At 69.0% G+C, this 16,676-nt stretch carries 17 protein-coding genes; 5 read left to right on the top strand and 12 right to left on the bottom strand.

Going from position 1 to position 16,676, the window contains the following annotated elements:
* Positions 1-230 precede the first annotated feature (230 nt).
* Together ACSQ2G_RS17110 and ACSQ2G_RS17105 are read left to right on the top strand one after the other, a co-directional pair.
* Entirely contained in the window at positions 231-758 is a 528-nt protein-coding gene (locus ACSQ2G_RS17110; protein ID WP_436032880.1) for a thioredoxin family protein, read from the top strand.
* A gap of 84 nt (positions 759-842) precedes the next feature.
* Entirely contained in the window at positions 843-1,349 is a 507-nt protein-coding gene (locus ACSQ2G_RS17105) for a thioredoxin family protein (protein ID WP_436032878.1), read from the top strand.
* A 1-nt stretch (position 1,350) separates the two neighbouring features.
* On the opposite strand, the gene ACSQ2G_RS17100 is transcribed toward ACSQ2G_RS17105, so the two are convergent.
* Together ACSQ2G_RS17100 and ACSQ2G_RS17095 are read right to left on the bottom strand one after the other, a co-directional pair.
* A complete protein-coding gene (locus ACSQ2G_RS17100) occupies positions 1,351-2,181 on the bottom strand; it encodes a C40 family peptidase (RefSeq protein WP_436032876.1) in 831 nt (276 codons plus the stop codon).
* On the bottom strand, positions 2,178-3,599 hold the full coding sequence (locus ACSQ2G_RS17095) for a leucyl aminopeptidase family protein (protein WP_436032875.1): 1,422 nt from the start codon (positions 3,597-3,599) through the stop codon (positions 2,178-2,180). Before ACSQ2G_RS17095 ends, ACSQ2G_RS17100 begins: the two co-directional genes overlap by 4 nt.
* 98 nt (positions 3,600-3,697) lie before the next feature.
* Here ACSQ2G_RS17095 and ACSQ2G_RS17090 point away from each other — a divergent pair, with 98 nt between their 5' ends.
* Together ACSQ2G_RS17090 and ACSQ2G_RS17085 are read left to right on the top strand one after the other, a co-directional pair.
* Positions 3,698-4,522: a tetratricopeptide repeat protein gene (locus ACSQ2G_RS17090; protein WP_436032873.1), complete on the top strand. Its 825-nt coding sequence runs from the start codon at positions 3,698-3,700 to the stop codon at positions 4,520-4,522.
* A 232-nt stretch (positions 4,523-4,754) separates the two neighbouring features.
* Positions 4,755-5,846 carry an acyltransferase family protein gene (locus ACSQ2G_RS17085; RefSeq protein WP_436032871.1) on the top strand — a complete coding sequence of 364 codons (1,092 nt, stop codon included), beginning with the start codon at positions 4,755-4,757 and terminating at the stop codon, positions 5,844-5,846.
* Between the two features lie 263 nt (positions 5,847-6,109).
* Here ACSQ2G_RS17085 and ACSQ2G_RS17080 read toward each other — a convergent pair whose 3' ends face one another.
* The 10 genes from ACSQ2G_RS17080 to ACSQ2G_RS17035 all read right to left on the bottom strand — a co-directional run bounded on the left by ACSQ2G_RS17080 (position 6,110) and on the right by ACSQ2G_RS17035 (position 15,918).
* Entirely contained in the window at positions 6,110-7,081 is a 972-nt protein-coding gene (locus ACSQ2G_RS17080; protein ID WP_436032869.1) for a type II secretion system F family protein, read from the bottom strand.
* Between the two features lie 12 nt (positions 7,082-7,093).
* Complete coding sequence (locus tag ACSQ2G_RS17075; protein ID WP_436032867.1) at positions 7,094-8,074, bottom strand: type II secretion system F family protein; 981 nt, start codon at positions 8,072-8,074, stop codon at positions 7,094-7,096.
* A gap of 3 nt (positions 8,075-8,077) precedes the next feature.
* Positions 8,078-9,595 carry a CpaF family protein gene (locus ACSQ2G_RS17070; protein WP_436032865.1) on the bottom strand — a complete coding sequence of 506 codons (1,518 nt, stop codon included), beginning with the start codon at positions 9,593-9,595 and terminating at the stop codon, positions 8,078-8,080.
* A gap of 3 nt (positions 9,596-9,598) precedes the next feature.
* A complete protein-coding gene (locus ACSQ2G_RS17065; protein WP_436032863.1) occupies positions 9,599-11,164 on the bottom strand; it encodes an AAA family ATPase in 1,566 nt (521 codons plus the stop codon).
* Positions 11,164-11,877, bottom strand: coding sequence for a CpaD family pilus assembly protein (locus tag ACSQ2G_RS17060; protein ID WP_436032861.1), 714 nt, complete (start codon positions 11,875-11,877; stop codon positions 11,164-11,166). Before ACSQ2G_RS17060 ends, ACSQ2G_RS17065 begins: the two co-directional genes overlap by 1 nt.
* A 10-nt stretch (positions 11,878-11,887) precedes the next feature.
* On the bottom strand, positions 11,888-13,651 hold the full coding sequence (locus ACSQ2G_RS17055) for a type II and III secretion system protein family protein (protein WP_436032860.1): 1,764 nt from the start codon (positions 13,649-13,651) through the stop codon (positions 11,888-11,890).
* Positions 13,648-14,538 carry a Flp pilus assembly protein CpaB gene (gene cpaB, locus ACSQ2G_RS17050; protein WP_436032859.1) on the bottom strand — a complete coding sequence of 297 codons (891 nt, stop codon included), beginning with the start codon at positions 14,536-14,538 and terminating at the stop codon, positions 13,648-13,650. Before cpaB ends, ACSQ2G_RS17055 begins: the two co-directional genes overlap by 4 nt.
* A gap of 200 nt (positions 14,539-14,738) precedes the next feature.
* The gene (locus ACSQ2G_RS17045; RefSeq protein WP_436032857.1) at positions 14,739-15,251 is read right to left on the bottom strand and encodes an A24 family peptidase; all 513 of its coding nucleotides are present in this window, start codon (positions 15,249-15,251) and stop codon (positions 14,739-14,741) included.
* Between the two features lie 243 nt (positions 15,252-15,494).
* Complete coding sequence (locus ACSQ2G_RS17040) at positions 15,495-15,665, bottom strand: Flp family type IVb pilin (protein WP_436032855.1); 171 nt, start codon at positions 15,663-15,665, stop codon at positions 15,495-15,497.
* A gap of 76 nt (positions 15,666-15,741) precedes the next feature.
* Positions 15,742-15,918, bottom strand: coding sequence for a Flp family type IVb pilin (locus ACSQ2G_RS17035; protein ID WP_436032853.1), 177 nt, complete (start codon positions 15,916-15,918; stop codon positions 15,742-15,744).
* Positions 15,919-16,230: 312 nt separating this feature from the next.
* Here ACSQ2G_RS17035 and ACSQ2G_RS17030 point away from each other — a divergent pair, with 312 nt between their 5' ends.
* Positions 16,231-16,647 (top strand): pilus assembly protein N-terminal domain-containing protein, encoded by a 417-nt coding sequence (locus ACSQ2G_RS17030; protein ID WP_436032851.1) that lies wholly within the window; start codon positions 16,231-16,233, stop codon positions 16,645-16,647.
* The last annotated feature ends 29 nt before the right edge of the window (positions 16,648-16,676 follow it).

Here is a 16,676-nt window from a genome sequence, read left to right as displayed (position 1 = left end):
CCACCCCGGCCCCGGCCGCGACGACCGCCAAGTCCTGATCGACTCCAGGTCCAGACACGACCAAGGCCGCGAAGTTCGCTTCGCGGCCTTTTTCATTGCCGCTTTCCGGGCGCCTGCGATCGGGGCGCCCCAGGCGTCGTGGAACCGCCCGCAGCAAAGCTGCCTTGCGGTCTTTCCCCATTCCGTGAGTAGAGTATCGGACCGCACCGCTTCACCGGAACCGTTCGACCATGACGTCTCGCCTGCTGGCCGCCTCGCTCGCCGCGCTGCTGATCGCCGCCCCCGTCTCGGCGCTCCCGAGCCTGGCCTTCGCCGCCAAGGCCCCGACCGTGGCCCTGAAGTCGCTGGCCGACCTGCCCACGCCCTTGCCCTATCCCTATGACGAGAAGGCCGACGCCGAGGCCGACGTCGCCAAGGCGATCAAGACCGCCAAGGCCAAGCACAAGCTGGTCCTGATCGACCTGGGCGGCAACTGGTGCGGCGATTGCCGGGTGTTCGCCGGCATGATCGAACAGCCCGACCTCAAGGCCTTCGTCGAAAAGCACTACGAGGTGGTGACCGTCAATGTCGGCCGCTACGACCACAACATGCAGATCCCGGCCCGCTACGGGATCAACAAGCTGAACGGCGTGCCGACCTTTCTGGTGGTCGACACCAAGGGCAAGCTGGTCAATCCGAACGCCCTGTTCGCCCTGACCGACGCGCGTCACATGACGCCGCAATCGCTGGCCGACTGGCTGGCCCAGTGGCCGAAGTAGGCGATCCAGTCCCGGCCGGCTGTTCGCGCGCCCGCGCACCCGCTATAGGCGAAGGCGACAAGCTTAGCCTATAGATGGAATTCGATGCGCAAGATCGCCGCCTTGGCCGTGACGGCCCTCCTGGCCTTGCCCGTGACGGGCATGGCGGCTCCGGCTCCGAAGGTCGGGATCCGTAGCACCGCCCAACTGCCGACGCCCCTGCCCTATCCCTATGACGAGAAGGCCGACGCGAACGCCGAGGTGGCCGCGGCCGCCAAGCGCGCCAAGGCGGCCCACAAGCTGCTGCTGATCGACCTGGGCGGCAACTGGTGCCCCGACTGCCGCATCCTGGCTGGCGTCATGCGCCTGCCCGAAGTTTGGGCCTTTGTCGATCGGCACTACGAGGTCGTCACGGTCGATGTCGGCCGTCTCGATCGCAATCTGCAGGTCCTAGAGCGCTATGGCGTCGCCGACGTGGAAGGCGTGCCGGCCTTATTGATCGTCGATGAAGGCGGCCAACTGCTGAACCGCAAGGAACTGATCAACGTCACCGACGACCGCCACAAGCGCCCCCAGCAGATGGTGGACTGGCTGGCCAAATGGACCCGATAGGCTAGGGCCTCCGCCACCCCGTCACCCCACCGCCGCCCGCCGCTTCAATCCGGGCCACCGCCCCCGCCAGGAGCTCGACCGCCACGGCCATGTGGTGGGCGTTGGCGTGCAGGATGGTCTCGGCGTCCAGCAGGATGGCCACATGGCCCTTCCAGAACACCAGGTCGCCGCGCCGGCGCTCGGCCTCGGCGACGGGGGTGAAGAAGGCCAGCTGCAGGTCGGTGTCGCGGGGGACCGCCTTGCCGCAGGCCGCCAGGGCCTGCTGCACCAGGCCCGAGCAGTCCAGGCCCAGCGATTCGCGACCGCCCCACTGGTAGGGCGCGCCCAGATAGCCCTGCGCCACCGCCACATAGTCGGTCAGGACCTTGCCGACCGGGGCCAGGTGGGCGGCGACGAACCAGCCCGTGCCCTCGCCGCGGGCGAACCGGCCGTCGGTGGCCTCGATGGCGGTCAGGGCGTTCAGCGAATAGAGCCCGACCGGTCGCGACTTGATGTCGGGCTCGGCGAAGGCGTAGGTGCGGGGGACCGCGACCTGGTGGGTGGCCGGCGCGCCCAGGGCGGCCAGGTCGTCCTCGGCGACGAAGCCGACATAGCCGTCGCGCGCCGCCTGGCCCCAGGCGAAGCCGTCCTTGACGTCCAGCACCCGGAACAGCTCGCCGAACAGCAGCTGGTCCCACTGCTCGGCCATCGGATGGGCGGCCTTGCGCAGGGCGGCGGTCGGGACGGCGATCTGGCGCAGGGTCGGGGCCTCATAGCGCTCGGCGGCGACCAGGCCCTGCAGGTCAAGATCCGCCAGGTCGGGGCGGGCCAGCGTCAGGCGAGGGTCGCTCATGCCTGGGCCTTCGGGAATCGCGACTTCAGCATGCCGTACAGCCCTCGGATCACCTGGGCCTCGCCGCCGGACGCGAAGCCAGGCCGCCCCTTGGGGTTCCAGGCGAAGATGTCGAAATGGACCCACGATCCGGTGGTCGGGGCGAAGCGCTGCAGGAACAGGGCCGCCGTCATCGAGCCCGCCTGGGCCCAGGCGTCGGGGTCGTTCTTCAGGTCGGCGATGTCGCTCTCGACGGCCTCCCTGTATCCCTCCCACAAGGGCATGCGCCAAACCGGGTCGGAGGCCTCGCGCGCGCCCTCCTCGATCTCCAGGGCCAGGTCGTCGTCGGGGGTGTAGAACGGGATGACCTGCGGCCCCAAGGCCACGCGGGCCGCGCCGGTCAGGGTGGCCAGGTCGATCGTCAGCGCCGGCTCCAGCTCGGCGGCGCGGGTCAGGGCGTCGGCGAGGATCAGCCGGCCCTCGGCGTCGGTGTTGCCGACCTCGACGGTCAGGCCGGCGCGGGTGGCCAGCACGTCGCCGGGCCGCATGGCGTCGCCGGCGATGGCGTTCTCGACCACCGGGACCAGCACGCTCAGCGCCACCGGCAGGCCGGCGGCCATCACCATCCGCCCCAGGGCCAGGGCATGGGCCGCGCCGCCCATGTCCTTCTTCATCAGCCGCATGCCGCCGGACGGCTTGATGTCCAGGCCGCCGGTGTCGAACACCACGCCTTTCCCGATGATCGCCAGGCGAGGGTGGGTTGCATCGCCCCAGGTCAGTTCCAGCATTCGTGGCGCCCGGGCCGGGACGGCGGCGCGGCCCACGGCGTGGACGGCGGGATAGTTGGCTTCCAGCAGGTCGTCGCCGACGATCACCTCCAGGGTCGCGCCGTAACGCTCGGCGATCTCGCGGGCGATGGTCTCGATCTGCAGCGGCCCCATGTCGTTGGCCGGGGTGTTGACCATGTCGCGGGCCAGGGCGCAGGCGTGGGCCACGGCGTGGACCTCGTCCAGGTCGATGTTTTCGTCCGCGACCAGTCGTCGCGGCTCTTCCCCCGTGCGGGGCCGGTAGCGGTCGAACCTGTAGGCGCCCAGGGCGAAGGCCAGGGCGACTTGACCGGCGTCGAGGCCGTCGGGGACCGCCGCCAGGCGATAGTCGCCGGCCGGCAGGCGAGCGGGCAGGGCGCGAAACAGCGCGGCCTCGGCCTTGCCCCGAACGCCCAGGCCCAGCAGCACGCGGTCCACGGCCCCTTGCGGCGTGGGCAGGACCAGCACCTGTCCGGCCTTGGCCTTGAAGTCCTCCAGGGCCACGAAGCCCCTCACGAAGCTGGGGCGCGCCTCGACGAAAGCGGCCAGCTCGGACTCGTAGAGGCAGTGGATCGGCGTCGGCGGGCCGTCCTCGGCGGAACGGGACGAGGAGGCGATGATCGGTTCCGACATGGACGCGCCCTGAACTTGCAATGGGTCGGGGAAATTATGCTTAACGATTCCTTGAGGGCCGCGCGCGAGGATGCGGGACCGTCGGGAGATTCCTCTTCATGTGTCGCAAGCGCGCGCGCCTCGCAACCATTCTCGCCCCCCTCCTCGCTTGCAGCGTGCTGATGGCGGCTTCGGCCCACGCCGCCGACAAGCCCGTGGCGGCGACCGCGCCCGTCGCCGCGCCCCAGGCGCCGGGCAAGGCCACGCCGGCCGAGCGGGCCGAGATGCGGCGCGCCGATCCCCTGACCCGCATGGCGTTCTGGTCGACCGAGGCCGAGCGCGACGGTCGCGACGTCGAGGCGGGCGTGGGCCTGTCCCAGGCCCTGCGCGCCCTGGGCCGCTATGACGAGGCCGCCGACGCGGCCGCCCGGATCCTGGTCGTCGTCCCCGACAACTATGACGCCCTGATGGAATCGGCGCGGGCCAACGTGGCGCGCGGCCAAGGCTTCTACGCCATCGAGCCGGGCCGCAAGGCCGCCGCCCTGCAGCCGCGCGACTGGCGGCCGCTGTCGCTGCTGGGCGTGGCCTACGAGCAGGCCAAGCGCGACGACGAGGCCCTGGCCGCCCACCGCCAGGCCGTGGCCCTGGCCCCCGCCGAGGCGATCCCCCTGACCAACCTCGCCATGCACCTGGCCTCGACCGGCGACCTGCCGGGGGCCGAGAAACTGCTCCGCCAGGCGTCCGCCCTGCCCACCGCCACCATCCAGGTGCGCCAGAACCTGGCCCTGGTGATCGGCCTGCAGGGCCGCCTCGACGAGGCCGAGAAACTGGCCCGCCAGGACCTGCCGCCGGAGTCGGTCGACAACAACCTGGCCTGGCTGCGCGCCGCCGTCGGCCAGGAAGGCGCGACGCGGTCGTGGACCGCCGTGAAGGCGGGCGGATAGGCGCTTGACGCCGTTCTCGGCCACCCCGCCGACCAACCTCGAGACGTCGGGTCAAACGCAAGACGCGGAAGAAAAAAGCCCCTCCATCCAGGCCTGTTAACGCGACGACAACGCCGCCTGGCCGATTTTCAACCGCCGAGGGGGGAGAACGATGGCCGCTTCAGTGCAGGATCAGAGGGTGTCCGTCCCCGACGCGACGTCGGCGACATCGTCGGGGGAAGTCCGGCGCATCGTGGCGCTCGACGGCGTGAGAGGCTTGATGACCCTGTTCGTGGTCGTCTCGCACCTGTTCGCCGAAGTTCCAGGAGGTGTTTCGGCGCTGATGTTCGGCTGGATCGGCGTCGACATGTTCTTCGTCCTGAGCGGATATCTGGTCGGAAAGCTGATCCTGGAAAAGCGCGCGTGCGAGAATTTCTTCTCGGTCTTCTATGCGCGACGGTTCCTTCGAACCATTCCCGCCTACATGATCACAGTGCTGGTGGTTTTCGGCCTCTTTAGGCTCTGCGACCCGGCGTGGTCGGAGGCCGAACCGCTCTTTCCGCTGTGGAGCTATCTGACCTTCAGCCAACCCGCGTTCATGATCGCCACGGAGACGATCGGAGCCCACTGGCTGGCGCCCACCTGGACGCTTGCGATGGAAGAGCACTTCTATCTCCTGGCCCCGGCGGCGATCGTCTTCACGCCCCGTCGCTGGTTGCCCGCCGTTCTGGCCTGCGTCGTGGCGCTCGCCGTCGGCCTGCGCCTGGCCGTCTTCGAATTCGGCTTCGCCAATCACATGGTCGGCCTGACCCTTTTGCCCAGCCGCGGGGATCTCCTGGCGGTCGGCATTCTGGGCGCCCTCATGGCGACTTCCCCGCGCGTGCCGTGGAAGATGCTTGAACCCTGGCTTCGATGGACGCCCCTGGCCGCCCTCGGGGGCATCCTGGTCCTCAAGCGACTGGGCGGATCCGCGTTCGACGTCTTTGGGCCGCTGACCATGGCGATCGGATGCGCCAGCTATCTGCTCGCGCTAGTCAGAGGCGCTCCCGAAGCCAAGACCATGGAATCGCGGTTCTTGCGGTTTTTCGGCAACAACAGCTACTGCATCTATCTGTCCCACCTCCCTGTCCTGGGGTTGATGCACGGCCTGATCCTGCACGCCCGACCCGGCCTGGGCAGTCCCGCGCAATGGGCGGTCACCCTGATGGCCGCGCCGGTGTGCGTCCTGGTCGGGGTGGGCATGACCAAGCTCATCGAGGAGCCGCTGACCCGGTGGGGCCGGTCTTGGAAATGGAGCGAGAGCCGCCGGGCCGCTCGCCCGTCCTTCGCGGCCAGCCAGGCCTGACGGGATCTTTCCGATGAAGCCGGACCGCTCGACCATGCCGAGGCTGGCTTGGGCGGCCGCGTCGACGCCCGCAGGGATGAGCTTGCTGACCGGCGACCCCTAGGAGCCGTGGACAGTTGACGATCTTGGGCCGAATTCCTCGTCCTTCGACAGGCTCAGGATGAGGAGTTCTACTGAACCGCCCTATAAAGTAGCCCTCATCCTGAGCCTGTCGAAGGACGAGGGCGGCCCACGACGGCCAAACGCCCAACTGTCCACAGATCCTAGCGGTTCTTCATCACGTCCTGGATCTTGATGATCGCCGGACCCATGATCACGATGAACAGCACGGGCAGGAAGAACACGATCATCGGCACGGTCAGCTTGGCCGGCAGGGCGGCGGCCTTCTTCTCGGCGGCGGAAAGCCGCAGCTCGCGGTTTTCCTTGGCCATCACCCGCAGGGCCGAGCCCAGCGGCGTGCCGTAGCGCTCGGCCTGGATCATGGCGGTGACCACCGAGCGGATGCCGGGATGGTTGGTCCGCCGGGCCAGGCCCTCATAGGCCAGGCGGCGCTCGGGCAGATAGCTCAGCTCGGCGGTGAGCAAGGACAGCTCCTCGGCAAGCTCCATCGAGGCCGAGCCGACCTCGGCCCCCACCTTGGCGATGGCGGCCTCGATCGACATGCCGCTTTCGACGCAGATCAGCATCAGGTCCAGGGCGTCGGGGAACGCCTGGACGATCGACTCACGGCGCTTCTGGGCGATGTTGGAGATGTAGAGGTTGGGCGCGTAATAGCCCGCCGTCAGGGCGAAGAAGCAGGCGGCGAGCTTCTGGACCGGCAGCAGGCCGAAGCCGTTGATCAGATAGAGGTAGAAGGCCACCACGGCCGCGAACGCGAACGGCATCACGAAGCGGAAAAAGTAGAAGGTCGACACCGGCTTGGGGCCGCGGAAGCCGGCCTGGGCCAGCTTGTCGACGACCTTGGGGTCTTCCAGCAGCCTGGACAGCTGCAGGCGGTCGACGACGTTCTTGTACATCCCCTCGTCGACGTGGCGCAGCGAGCCGCCGCTCTTCTCGGCCATGGCTTCGCGCGAGCGGCGGCGCAGTTCTTCCCGGCGGTTGGCCACCGACTTCAGCCGGCCTTCCAGGCTGCTGCTGTTCATCATCGGCATGGCCAGGGTGACGATGGTGGCGAACACCACGATCGCGATGAAGGCGCTGAACAGCGTCTGGGGATCGGTGAGCCTGTCGATCATGGTTCGCCTCCCCTAGAACTTGAAGTTGATCATCTTGCGCATCACGAAGATGCCCACGCTCATCCAGAAGCCGGCGATCATCAGCATGAAGTGGCCGCGCTGCTCGCTGAACATCGGCGCCATGTAGGAGGGCGCGGTGATCGAGATCAGCACGATGACGCCGGGCGGCAAGGAGCCGATGATGACCGCCGAGGCCACGGCTTCGGCCGACAGGGCCTTGATCTTCTCGGCCATCAGCTTGCGCGCCCGCAGCACGGTCGACAGGTTGCCCAGCGCTTCGGCCAGGTTGCCGCCGGTCTTGGCCTGGATGGCCAGGACGATGGTGAAGAACCGCAGCTCGTTGGTCGGCATGCGCTCGTACATGCGCTCCAGGGCCTGGTCCATCGACATGCCCATGCCCGTGTTCTCGACCAGCGCCCGGAACTCGCCGGCCAGGGGCTCGGGGCACTCCTTGCCGATGATCTTCAGGCAGTCGTTGACCGGCAGGCCCGACTTGATGCCGCGCACGATGATGTCGATGGCGTCGGAGAAGGCGGACGTGAACTTCTTCGTGCGGGCCGTGGCCAACATGCCCACCACCCAGCGCGGCAGGCCCAAGCCCGCGGCGAAGGCCGCGCCCAGGGCGATGATCGGCATCTGGCGCAGCAGCAGCAGCGCCAGGCCGACGGTCAGCCCGATCACCCCGCTGATGATCCAGAACAGCTGGACCTTGTCGCCCAGGCCGGCGGCGCGCAGGCGCGCGGCGATGGTCAGCGACGCCTTCTTCTTTTTCTGATCCTGTTCCTTGAGGGTCTTGAGGATCTGCTTGCGGCGAACGTCGGGGGTGTTGGTGGCGGCCTTGGCGCGGGCGGCCACGACCTGGCGGTCGCCGCCGGCGATCAGCTGGGCGCGCTTGACGGTCTTGGAGGCGCCGCCGTCGCCGCCGCCGGCCAGCACGAAACCCAGCCCCGCTATGGTGATGAAGCCCAGGACGCCGGCGAGGATGAACAGCATCGCCTACTCCGCCGCGTCGAGGGCTTCGGCCAGCTCGCGCTCCAGGCCGTAATAGCGGGCGCGGTCCCAGAAGCGCGGACGGCCGATGCCGGTCGAGCGGTGCTTGCCCAGCACGTTGCCGTCGGCGTCCTCGCCGTTGATCTCGTAGACGAACAGGTCCTGGGTGACGATCACGTCGCCTTCCAGCCCCACCACCTCGGTGATGTGGGTGATGCGCCGCGAACCGTCGCGCAGGCGGGCGGCCTGGACGATCACGTCGACCGAGCCGACGATCATCTCCTTGATGGTCTTGGAGGGCAGGCCGTAGCCGCCCATGGTGATCATGCTCTCGATCCGGCTGATCGCCTCGCGCGGGCTGTTGGCGTGCAGCGTGCCCATCGAGCCGTCGTGGCCGGTGTTCATGGCCTGCAGCAGGTCGAACGCCTCGGGCCCGCGGACTTCGCCGACGATGATCCGCTCGGGACGCATCCGCAGGCAGTTCTTGACCAGGTCGCGCATGGTCACCGCGCCCGAGCCTTCCAGGTTCGGCGGCCGGGTTTCCAGGCGCACCACGTGCGGCTGCTGCAGCTGCAGTTCGGCGGCGTCCTCGCAGGTCACCACCCGCTCGGTCGGGTCGATGAAGGCGGTCATGGTGTTGAGCAGGGTGGTCTTGCCCGAACCGGTGCCGCCCGAGATGACGATGTTGCAGCGGCAGGCGCCGATCACGCCCAGCACCCGCGCCCCTTCCGGGCTGATCGACTGGTAGTCGACCAGGTTCTTCATCGTCAGCTTGTCCTTCTTGAACTTCCGGATGGTCAGGGTGGGACCATCCAGCGCCAAGGGCGGGGCGATGACGTTGACGCGGCTGCCGTCGGGCAGGCGGGCGTCGCAGATCGGGCTGCTTTCGTCGACCCGCCGGCCGACCTGGCTGACGATCCGCTGGCAGATGTTCATCAGCTGCAGGTTGTCGCGGAAGCGGACATTGGTCAGCTGGACCTTGCCGCCCACTTCGATGAACACCCGGTGGGCGCCGTTGACCATGATGTCGGCGATGTCGTCGCGGGCCAGCAGGGGCTCCAGCGGGCCGTAGCCGAGGACGTCGTTGATGATGTCCTGGACCAGGTGCTCCTGCTCGGACACCGACATCGAGACGTTCTTGATCGCCACCAGCTCGGCGACGATGTCGCGGATCTCCTCGGCCGCCGCCTTCAGGTCCAGCTGGGCCAGCTGGGAAAGGTCGATGGTGTTGAGCAGGGCGTTGAAGATCGTGGTCTTGGTGGCGTGGTAGTAGTCGCTCTGTTCGCGGACCACGTGGGCGGTCGGCGGCGCGCCCTGGGCGGCGCGCAACTGCTCCAGGCCGTTGGTGGTCTTGGGGCCGACGGCCTTGGCCGGCGCGGCGACCGGCGGCGCGCCGGGGGGCGCGGATTCGTTGGCGGCGGGCTCGACCCGCTGCGGACGCGTGGCGATGGCCGGCGCGCCGGTCGAGACGGGCGGCGGCGCCTGCTCCGTGCGGACGGCGGCCTGGTCGCGCTTGCCGAACATGCCCTACTTCTTCTTGAACAGGCTGGAGAGGACCGAGGTCTTCTGGACCGCCGGCGGTTCGCGGCGGCTGATCAGGCGCGCCAGGTGGTCGATGCCCTCGGCCGCCTTCGACTTCGGCGCCACCTCGGCGACCATCTGGCCGTTGTTGGCGGCCTGGCCGAAGGGCTTGGGATCGAAGGGCAGCACCAGGGACGGCGTCAGGCCCAGGGCCTCGCCGAAGTCCTTGACCGGGATCTCCGGACGGCCGGGCACGCCCACCTGGTTCAGCACCAGGCGCGGCGGGGCGTCGTTGGGCCGGGCCTGGCGGACCAGGTCGACGATGTTCTTGGCGTTGCGCAGGGACGCCAGGTCGGGCGTGGCCACCACCACCAGGTCGTCGCTGGCGATCAGCACCCGGCGGGTCCAGGCGCTCCAGCTGTGCGGCAGGTCCAGCACCACGAAGGGCGCGGCGCCGCGGATCTTCTGGGTGACCTCCTCGAAGGCGTCGGCCGGGATCTCGTAGTCCTGGTCCAGGGCGGCGGGCGCGGCGAACAGCGAAAGGCGGTCGCCGCAGCGGACCATCATGCGGTCCATCAGCACCGGGTCCAGGCGGTCGGGCTGGCTCAGGGCGTCGAGCACGCCCTGCAGCGGATCCTGGTTGAAGTCGAGGCCGGCGGTGCCGAACGGCAGGTCCAGGTCGACCATCACCGTGGCGGCCTGCACGCGCTCGGCCATCGACCAGGCGAAGTTGTGGGCCAGGGTCGAGGACCCGACGCCGCCCTTGGCGCCGACGAAGGCAACCTGTCGGCCGACGAACGGCGCGGAGGGGTCGGCATAGAGGCTGGAGACCGCGCGGATGATCTGCAGCGGGCCCTGGGGCTGGGTGATGTACTCGCTGACCCCGCGCCGCATCAGTTCGCGATAGAGGGCGATGTCGTTGGTCTGGCCGATGACCACGACCTTGGTGCCCGGGTCGCAGACCTGGGCCAGGCCGTCCAGCAGGGCCAGCATGCGCGGCGCGGCGTCCACGCTCTCGACCAGCACCAGCGAGGGGGTCGACTGGTTCTGGTAGTAGGCCACCGCCCCCTCCAGTCCACCGGGTTGGGCGATGGTCGAGGCGCGGGCCATCCGGCGGTCGGCCGAGGCGGCCTCGACCAGGGCGACGGTCTCGGGCCGGGCGCAGAAGGCGTGGATGGTGATGCGCGGCACGGCCGCCTCGCCCATGTCGGCGTCGGCGGCGGCGAGGACTTCCTGGACCAGGGCCTGGGCGGCGCCGACCGGATGGACGACCGGCGCGACCGGCTCGGCCGCCTCGACCGGGGCCATCCGGGTCGCCGCGGGCGAGGCGGCGGCGACCGGCGCGGCGGTCGGCGGCTTGGGCGCATAGGGCTCGGCCGGCGGCGGCAGGTCCGCGAACGGCGCGGCAACGGTTTCGCGCACGGGCGGGAAATCGGCGAACGGGTCGTCGGCGCCGGAACGTTCCGGCGGCGCGCCGCGCCACGGGTCGCTTCCGGCGGCCGCGGGAACGGTGAAATCGTCGTCGGCCTCGAAGCCGAGGTCGAAGGGATCGTGATCGTTGCGCGTGGTCATCAGTTGACCGCCTTGGAGATGACGCCGTTGGACTGCTGGTCCTTGGCCGAGGAGGTGACCTCGCCCTTGCGGTACTTGTCGAGCACGGTCGCCCGGCGGCCGGAGTCGATCGGCGTCTCGGGGCGCGGGCCCAGCAGGTCTTCGGGATTGGCCACCTGGGCGGCGATGTTGGCGGTCACCGCGCAGCCGAAGTTCTCGTAGGCCTTGTTGTTGCGGGTGCCCGTGATGTTCTCCCAGGCGCCGCATTGCGGGATCTGGGCGATGTAGCGCAGGAAGCCGGCCTTCAGCGGCGCGTCCGGCGCGCCGGCGGCGTCATAGCCGACGACCCGCACCTTGGCGGGCGGCGCGCCCATGGCGACAAGGCGCTGGCGGGCGGCCATGGCCATGCGGCCGGCGATCTCGCCGCCGGCGCCACCGATCGGGGCGCTGACCACGATCTCGCGCGCCTCGGCCTTCAGCCAGCGGCCGAGCAGCCCGTCGAGGGCCTGGTTCTGGGCGGGCGACAGCCCTTCGGCGTGAATGACCAGCAGCACCTCGTCCGGCCGGCCGTCGACATGGACGCGGTCTTCCCACTGCTGGGAGGCGGTGCGCGGCGCGGCGGCCGGGTCCGAACCGGCGCCCGACGAGGCGCAGGCGGTCAGCAACGCCAGGCCCAGACCGGCGGCGGCCAGTCTCGAGGCCGTGCGGGACGAAGAAGGATGGGGTCGCGTCATGTCCGCGTTCTCACTCGATCACATAGCCGACGGGGCCCTGGTAGGCGCGCCCGCTGTTCGCGCCGATCGGCGCCTTGACCACCTTGTTCAGCCGCCCCAGCAGGACCGTGCTCATGTCGCTGGCCGTCTGCAGGCCGTCGGCCGGGGTCTGCAGATCCTGCGGCCGGGTCGGGTCGACGATGTAGGGGGTGATGATGACGACCAGTTCGGTCTCGCCGTTCAGATAGTCGCGCGAGCGGAACAGCGAGCCGAGGATCGGCAGGTTGGTCATGCCCGGCAGCGAGTCGACGTCCTGCTTGCTGGTCTGCTGCAGCAGGCCGGCGATCATCAGCGAGCCGCCGGACGGCAGCTCGACCGTGGTCTCGGCCCGCCGCACGGTCAGGCCCGGCACGCTCAGATTGGTGCCGCCGGTGGTGCTGGCCAGGGTGAAGGCGCCCAGGCTGGTCAGCTCGGAGACTTCCGTGGACAGCTTCAGCGAGATGCGGCCGCCCGACATCACCACGGGCGTGTAGCCCAGGCCCACGCCGTACGGCTTGAATTCCAGCGAGATCCGGCCGCTGGAGTCCTGGGCCACGGGCACCGGAAACTCGCCGCCGACCAGGAACTTGCCGGCCTCGCCCGACACCACGGTCAGGTTGGGTTCGGCCAGGGTGTGCAGCAAGCCCACGCGCTCGAAGGCCTGCAGGCAGCCGCTGAGCTTGTTGCCGGTCACCGTCTTGAAGGCCGTCGTCGCCACGCTGCTGAGCACGCTCGACAAGCCGGTGGTCGAGCCGGTTGTGCTGCCGTTGACCTGATGGAGGACGCCCGTCTGATCCGCCAGGACCGTCACCGGCCTACCGTTGATGTCGTAAACGGTCCTGGACACCTGGCCCAGGCTGCCGGTCCAGTCCGCCGAAGTACTCGTGCTGTTGGTGTTGTTGGTCGATGACGAGCTGCTGCTGCCATTCGACGTGGCGGTATTGGCGACATTGGTCGTGCGGGTGTTGTCGCGCCCGTAGCAGGCGCCGCCGCCGCCCACCAGCGCGCCGTTGACGCCGAAGGTGTTCGAGCGACCCAGGCTGTAACTCTTGAAGCCGTCGTTGAACAGCAGGTCGGTCGAGACGCCCAGCTGTTTGATCACGTTGCGCTGGACCTCGACGATGCGAACCTTGAGCATCACCTGGTCCTTGCCGGCGATGGTCAGCATGTTCAGCACGTTGTCGGGCTTTTCGACGAACTTGCTGGCGATCTGCGAGGCCATGCCCGCCTCGCCGGTATTGGCGACCGAACCGGTCAGGATCACGCTGTCGCGGATCGCCTGCACCTGGATGCTGGCGTTGGGCAGCACGCGGCGCAGGGTGTCCTCCAGCGCCGTGGAGTCCTGCTCGACGCGGATCGCCAGGTTCAGGATCTTGCGACCCGAGGCGTCGAAGAACACCGCGTCGGTCGAGCCCAGGGCCATGCCCATGACATAGATCCGACGCGGGCCGCGCAGCACCGCGTCGGCCACGGCTGGGTTGGTCACCAGCATGTCGCGCACGTCGACCGGCAGCTCGATGATCGCCGACTTGCCGCGCGACAGGGCCAGGCTCTGGGCGCCCGAGCTGGTCAGGTCGATGCGCAGCACCTGGTCGGCGGGCGCTGCCATGATCGGGGCCGTCATGGGACGCGACGCCATGCGGGCCGGCGTCCGATACAGGTGGGTGCCGGCCGCCGGGCCGTCGGCGAGGACGGCGGTCGACGGCGCCAGGACCAGGAGGGCCGCCAGCGAGGCGGAAGAAAGCCGGCGGATCATGGGCGGACCGAGGTGCTGGAGGTCTGGCCGCCGCGGTTGATGCGGACGACGGCGGAATCTTGGGAGGCGACCGCGAGGCCGGAGGGGCCGCCCAGGTCGGTATAGGCGCGCAGGGTCAGGGTCACCGGGCCGCTGGCCTTGGCCCGGGCCAGGGCCTCGGCCTCGGCCGGACCGACCTCGAGCGTGGCGGTGGAGGCGACGATGGTCTTGGCGTCCTTCTCGGCCGCCGTGCTCTGGTCCAGGGCCAGCACGCGGACGTTCTGGACGATGGTCTCGGCGACCGTCTGCTTGGCGGCGGCCCCTTCGCCTTCGCCGACGCTCTGCGCCTCGCGGGTCTGGATGACGTCGACCCTGTCGCCGGGCAGGATGAAGCCGCCGACGGCGGTCTCGGAGGTGACGGGCATGGCCATGGCGCGCTTGCCGGGGCCCAGGACCACCGACAGGTAGCCGCCTTCGCCGCCGCGGACGATCTTGCGGGGGGTGATGGGTTCGCCGGCCAGGATCGGGTCGCGCACGATCGCGCCCTCGACGGCCTTCTCGGGCGTGACGCCGCCGATCATCGTCCCCGCCGCGTCGCCGACCGCCTTGGCCGCCTTGGCGGTCGCCTTGGTTGGGACGGGGTCGGCCGCGCCGTTGGTGATGAAGGCGGCGTTGACGGCGTCGGACGGCCAGGGCTGCCAGTCGACGTCACCCGCGGCCAGGCGGGCGCCGATGGCCAGGTCGCGCTTGGCGACCAGAACCTGGGTCATGGGCTTGGCGGACGGGGCGGAGGTCTGGACGATCGGGGCGGGCGCGGGCTTGCCGCCCATCACCTTCTGCATGACCACGGCCAGGCCGATGGCCGCGACGGCGGCGACCAGGACGATCATGGCGCGAAGAGGATTCATGCGGCGGGCTCTAGCGACGGGGATGCTGGCGGGGCGAGCCGCCTTCAGGCGGTCACGCACGAATCGTCGGGACGACCCTTCTGGCCGCGTCCGATGTTCGCGCCCCCATGGTTAACAGCGGCTAAAGGCGCCGCTTCGAAAGGCGGCCAGGCGACGCGACAGGCTGACGCGGGACCAGGGCCGTCGGAACCGCCTGGACGCTAGGCGCCGATGGCCAGGGCCAGGGCCCCTTGCGGAAAGGTCGCCAGGGCTCCGATCGCGATGGCCACGCCGTAGGGAATGTCGCCGCCGGGAGCGCCCAGCTTGCGGATCCAGGCGGGGCTGCCGGCCAGGACCGGTTCGAACCAGCCCGAGCGCAGGCTGAGGATGCCCAGGGTCAGGGCGCCGCCGGCCATGCCGGTCACCAGCATGAACGGCAGGGCCGCGGGCCAGCCCAGCCACAGGACGGCCGCGGCGAACAGCTTGGCGTCGCCGCCGCCGATCCAGCCGGCCGCGAACATGCCCATGCCGACCAGCAGGGCGACCACGCCGGCGGCCAGGCAGGCGCCCACGGCCGTCAGGGACGCGCCGCTGATCAGGGCCACGGGAAGGAAGGCGACGATCAGGGCCAGGGAGATCCAGTTGGGGATCGTGTAGCTGGTGACGTCCTTCAGCGCGGCCACGACGACCAGCGCGGGGAAGAGAAGCAGCAGGGCGAACTGAAAGGTCTGCATGGCGGCCTAGCCTGTTTGATCGACGCCAGTCTGCGCGCATCGCATGAAGCAATGGTTTCCCGGCCGGCGAAAATCCGGCCCGCGGACCAGAATCTCGAGGCTCGGCCGACGGACGCGGGCCGCCTTTCGGAAAACCGGGGCCTAGAGCATTTTCGAGCGAAGTGGATTCCGGTTCGCGTGAAGAAAATGCGCAAAAACAAAAACCTAGAGCCCCGGCCTGATGCAATCAGGTCGGGAAATGCTCTAGCTGGCCTTGAAGATGTCGTCGCCTTTTTGGAACGCAGCTTTCACGTGGCCGCCGAGCACGCCCACGACGCTGGCGATCACGACGGCGATCATCGTGATGATCAACCCGTACTCGATGGCCGTGGCTCCGGCTTCGTCGTCGAGGAAGCGGGTGATGAACTTCGACATGCTGAGGTTCCTCGATCCAGGGACAAAAAAGGCCCCGGCATTGCTGCCGAGGCCTCCTTTTTCGAGCGTAGGCGGCTTACTTGGCGTTGCCGTTGACGGCGTCGTCGGCCTTCGTGAAGGCGGACTTCAGGCTGCCGCCCAGCGTGGTGACGATGGTGGCGATCACGACGGCGATCAGAGCGATGATCAGGCCATACTCGATGGCCGTGGCGCCGGATTCGTCTTTCAGGAAGCGGGTGACAAACTTCGACATGGTGGATCTCCTGGTCAGTAAGTGGATCTGGGCTCTCAAGCCGTGTCGACTTGCTCACCCCCGAAAACACGATCAATTTCGCCGACTTCACTTAATGCCTAGTAAATAGACGATGGTTTCATAAGTTTTTTCCTTGGTTTATTTTAGTTTACCATTATCTTTCCTTAACTGTGACCCGTGGAGAGGCGCAAAAATCCCTTACGCGGCAACGGTTTCTCAAGTGTCGGAAAGAATACACAAGCGGTGAGCTTAGTTCTTTATTGACCATTCCAAGGCATGCTGGCCGCGTACAAAGCCTGGGAAAACATCTTCATGCGCCGCCTGACTCTCGCCTTCTGCGCCGGTCTGAGCCTCTCCGTCGCCACGGTCGCCGCCGCCGAAAGCCCGTCCGCGCCGCTCTCGATCAGCGCCGGCGCCGCCGCGCGCATCATGCTGTCCGCGCCCGTGCGCGACATCGTGGTGGGCGATCCGACGGTGGCCGACGTCAGCCTGGTCAACGAGCGGACCCTGGTGGTGCTGGGCAAGAAGGCCGGCGCCACGACCGTCCTGGTCTTCGACGCCCACGGACGGGCCCTGGCCGACCGGGACGTGGTGGTCTCCAACGTCCCGTCCCAGGCCGTCGTCGTCCAGCGCGGCGTCAGCGCCGCGACCTATGCCTGCGGCGATCGCTGCTCCCTGCTGAACACCACCACGGCCGCGCCGGCCGGCGGCGCCGCGCCAACCCCCTAGAGCTGTGGACAGTTAGGCGTTTGGCGGCC

It is taken from the genome of Caulobacter sp. LjRoot300, from assembly GCF_964253875.1.
Taxonomy (GTDB): Bacteria; Pseudomonadota; Alphaproteobacteria; order Caulobacterales; family Caulobacteraceae; genus Caulobacter.
The sequence above is the reverse complement of the archived record's forward strand: the minus strand, read 5'-3'. Positions and strand labels throughout refer to the sequence as shown.

What these genes read in the sequence shown, in the direction of transcription:
- ACSQ2G_RS17030 (WP_436032851.1), top strand. Translation starts at nt 16,231, where the DNA reads ATGCGCCGCCTGACTCTCGCCTTCTGCGCCGGTCTGAGCCTCTCCGTC.
- ACSQ2G_RS17045 (WP_436032857.1), bottom strand. Translation starts at nt 15,251, where the DNA reads ATGCAGACCTTTCAGTTCGCCCTGCTGCTTCTCTTCCCCGCGCTGGTC.
- ACSQ2G_RS17055 (WP_436032860.1), bottom strand. Translation starts at nt 13,651, where the DNA reads ATGATCCGCCGGCTTTCTTCCGCCTCGCTGGCGGCCCTCCTGGTCCTG.
- ACSQ2G_RS17040 (WP_436032855.1), bottom strand. Translation starts at nt 15,665, where the DNA reads ATGTCGAAGTTCATCACCCGCTTCCTCGACGACGAAGCCGGAGCCACG.
- ACSQ2G_RS17095 (WP_436032875.1), bottom strand. Translation starts at nt 3,599, where the DNA reads ATGTCGGAACCGATCATCGCCTCCTCGTCCCGTTCCGCCGAGGACGGC.
- ACSQ2G_RS17110 (WP_436032880.1), top strand. Translation starts at nt 231, where the DNA reads ATGACGTCTCGCCTGCTGGCCGCCTCGCTCGCCGCGCTGCTGATCGCC.
- ACSQ2G_RS17070 (WP_436032865.1), bottom strand. Translation starts at nt 9,595, where the DNA reads ATGTTCGGCAAGCGCGACCAGGCCGCCGTCCGCACGGAGCAGGCGCCG.
- ACSQ2G_RS17060 (WP_436032861.1), bottom strand. Translation starts at nt 11,877, where the DNA reads ATGACGCGACCCCATCCTTCTTCGTCCCGCACGGCCTCGAGACTGGCC.
- ACSQ2G_RS17075 (WP_436032867.1), bottom strand. Translation starts at nt 8,074, where the DNA reads ATGCTGTTCATCCTCGCCGGCGTCCTGGGCTTCATCACCATAGCGGGG.
- ACSQ2G_RS17065 (WP_436032863.1), bottom strand. Translation starts at nt 11,164, where the DNA reads ATGACCACGCGCAACGATCACGATCCCTTCGACCTCGGCTTCGAGGCC.
- ACSQ2G_RS17080 (WP_436032869.1), bottom strand. Translation starts at nt 7,081, where the DNA reads ATGATCGACAGGCTCACCGATCCCCAGACGCTGTTCAGCGCCTTCATC.
- ACSQ2G_RS17090 (WP_436032873.1), top strand. Translation starts at nt 3,698, where the DNA reads ATGTGTCGCAAGCGCGCGCGCCTCGCAACCATTCTCGCCCCCCTCCTC.
- ACSQ2G_RS17105 (WP_436032878.1), top strand. Translation starts at nt 843, where the DNA reads ATGCGCAAGATCGCCGCCTTGGCCGTGACGGCCCTCCTGGCCTTGCCC.
- cpaB (WP_436032859.1), bottom strand. Translation starts at nt 14,538, where the DNA reads ATGAATCCTCTTCGCGCCATGATCGTCCTGGTCGCCGCCGTCGCGGCC.
- ACSQ2G_RS17035 (WP_436032853.1), bottom strand. Translation starts at nt 15,918, where the DNA reads ATGTCGAAGTTTGTCACCCGCTTCCTGAAAGACGAATCCGGCGCCACG.
- ACSQ2G_RS17100 (WP_436032876.1), bottom strand. Translation starts at nt 2,181, where the DNA reads ATGAGCGACCCTCGCCTGACGCTGGCCCGCCCCGACCTGGCGGATCTT.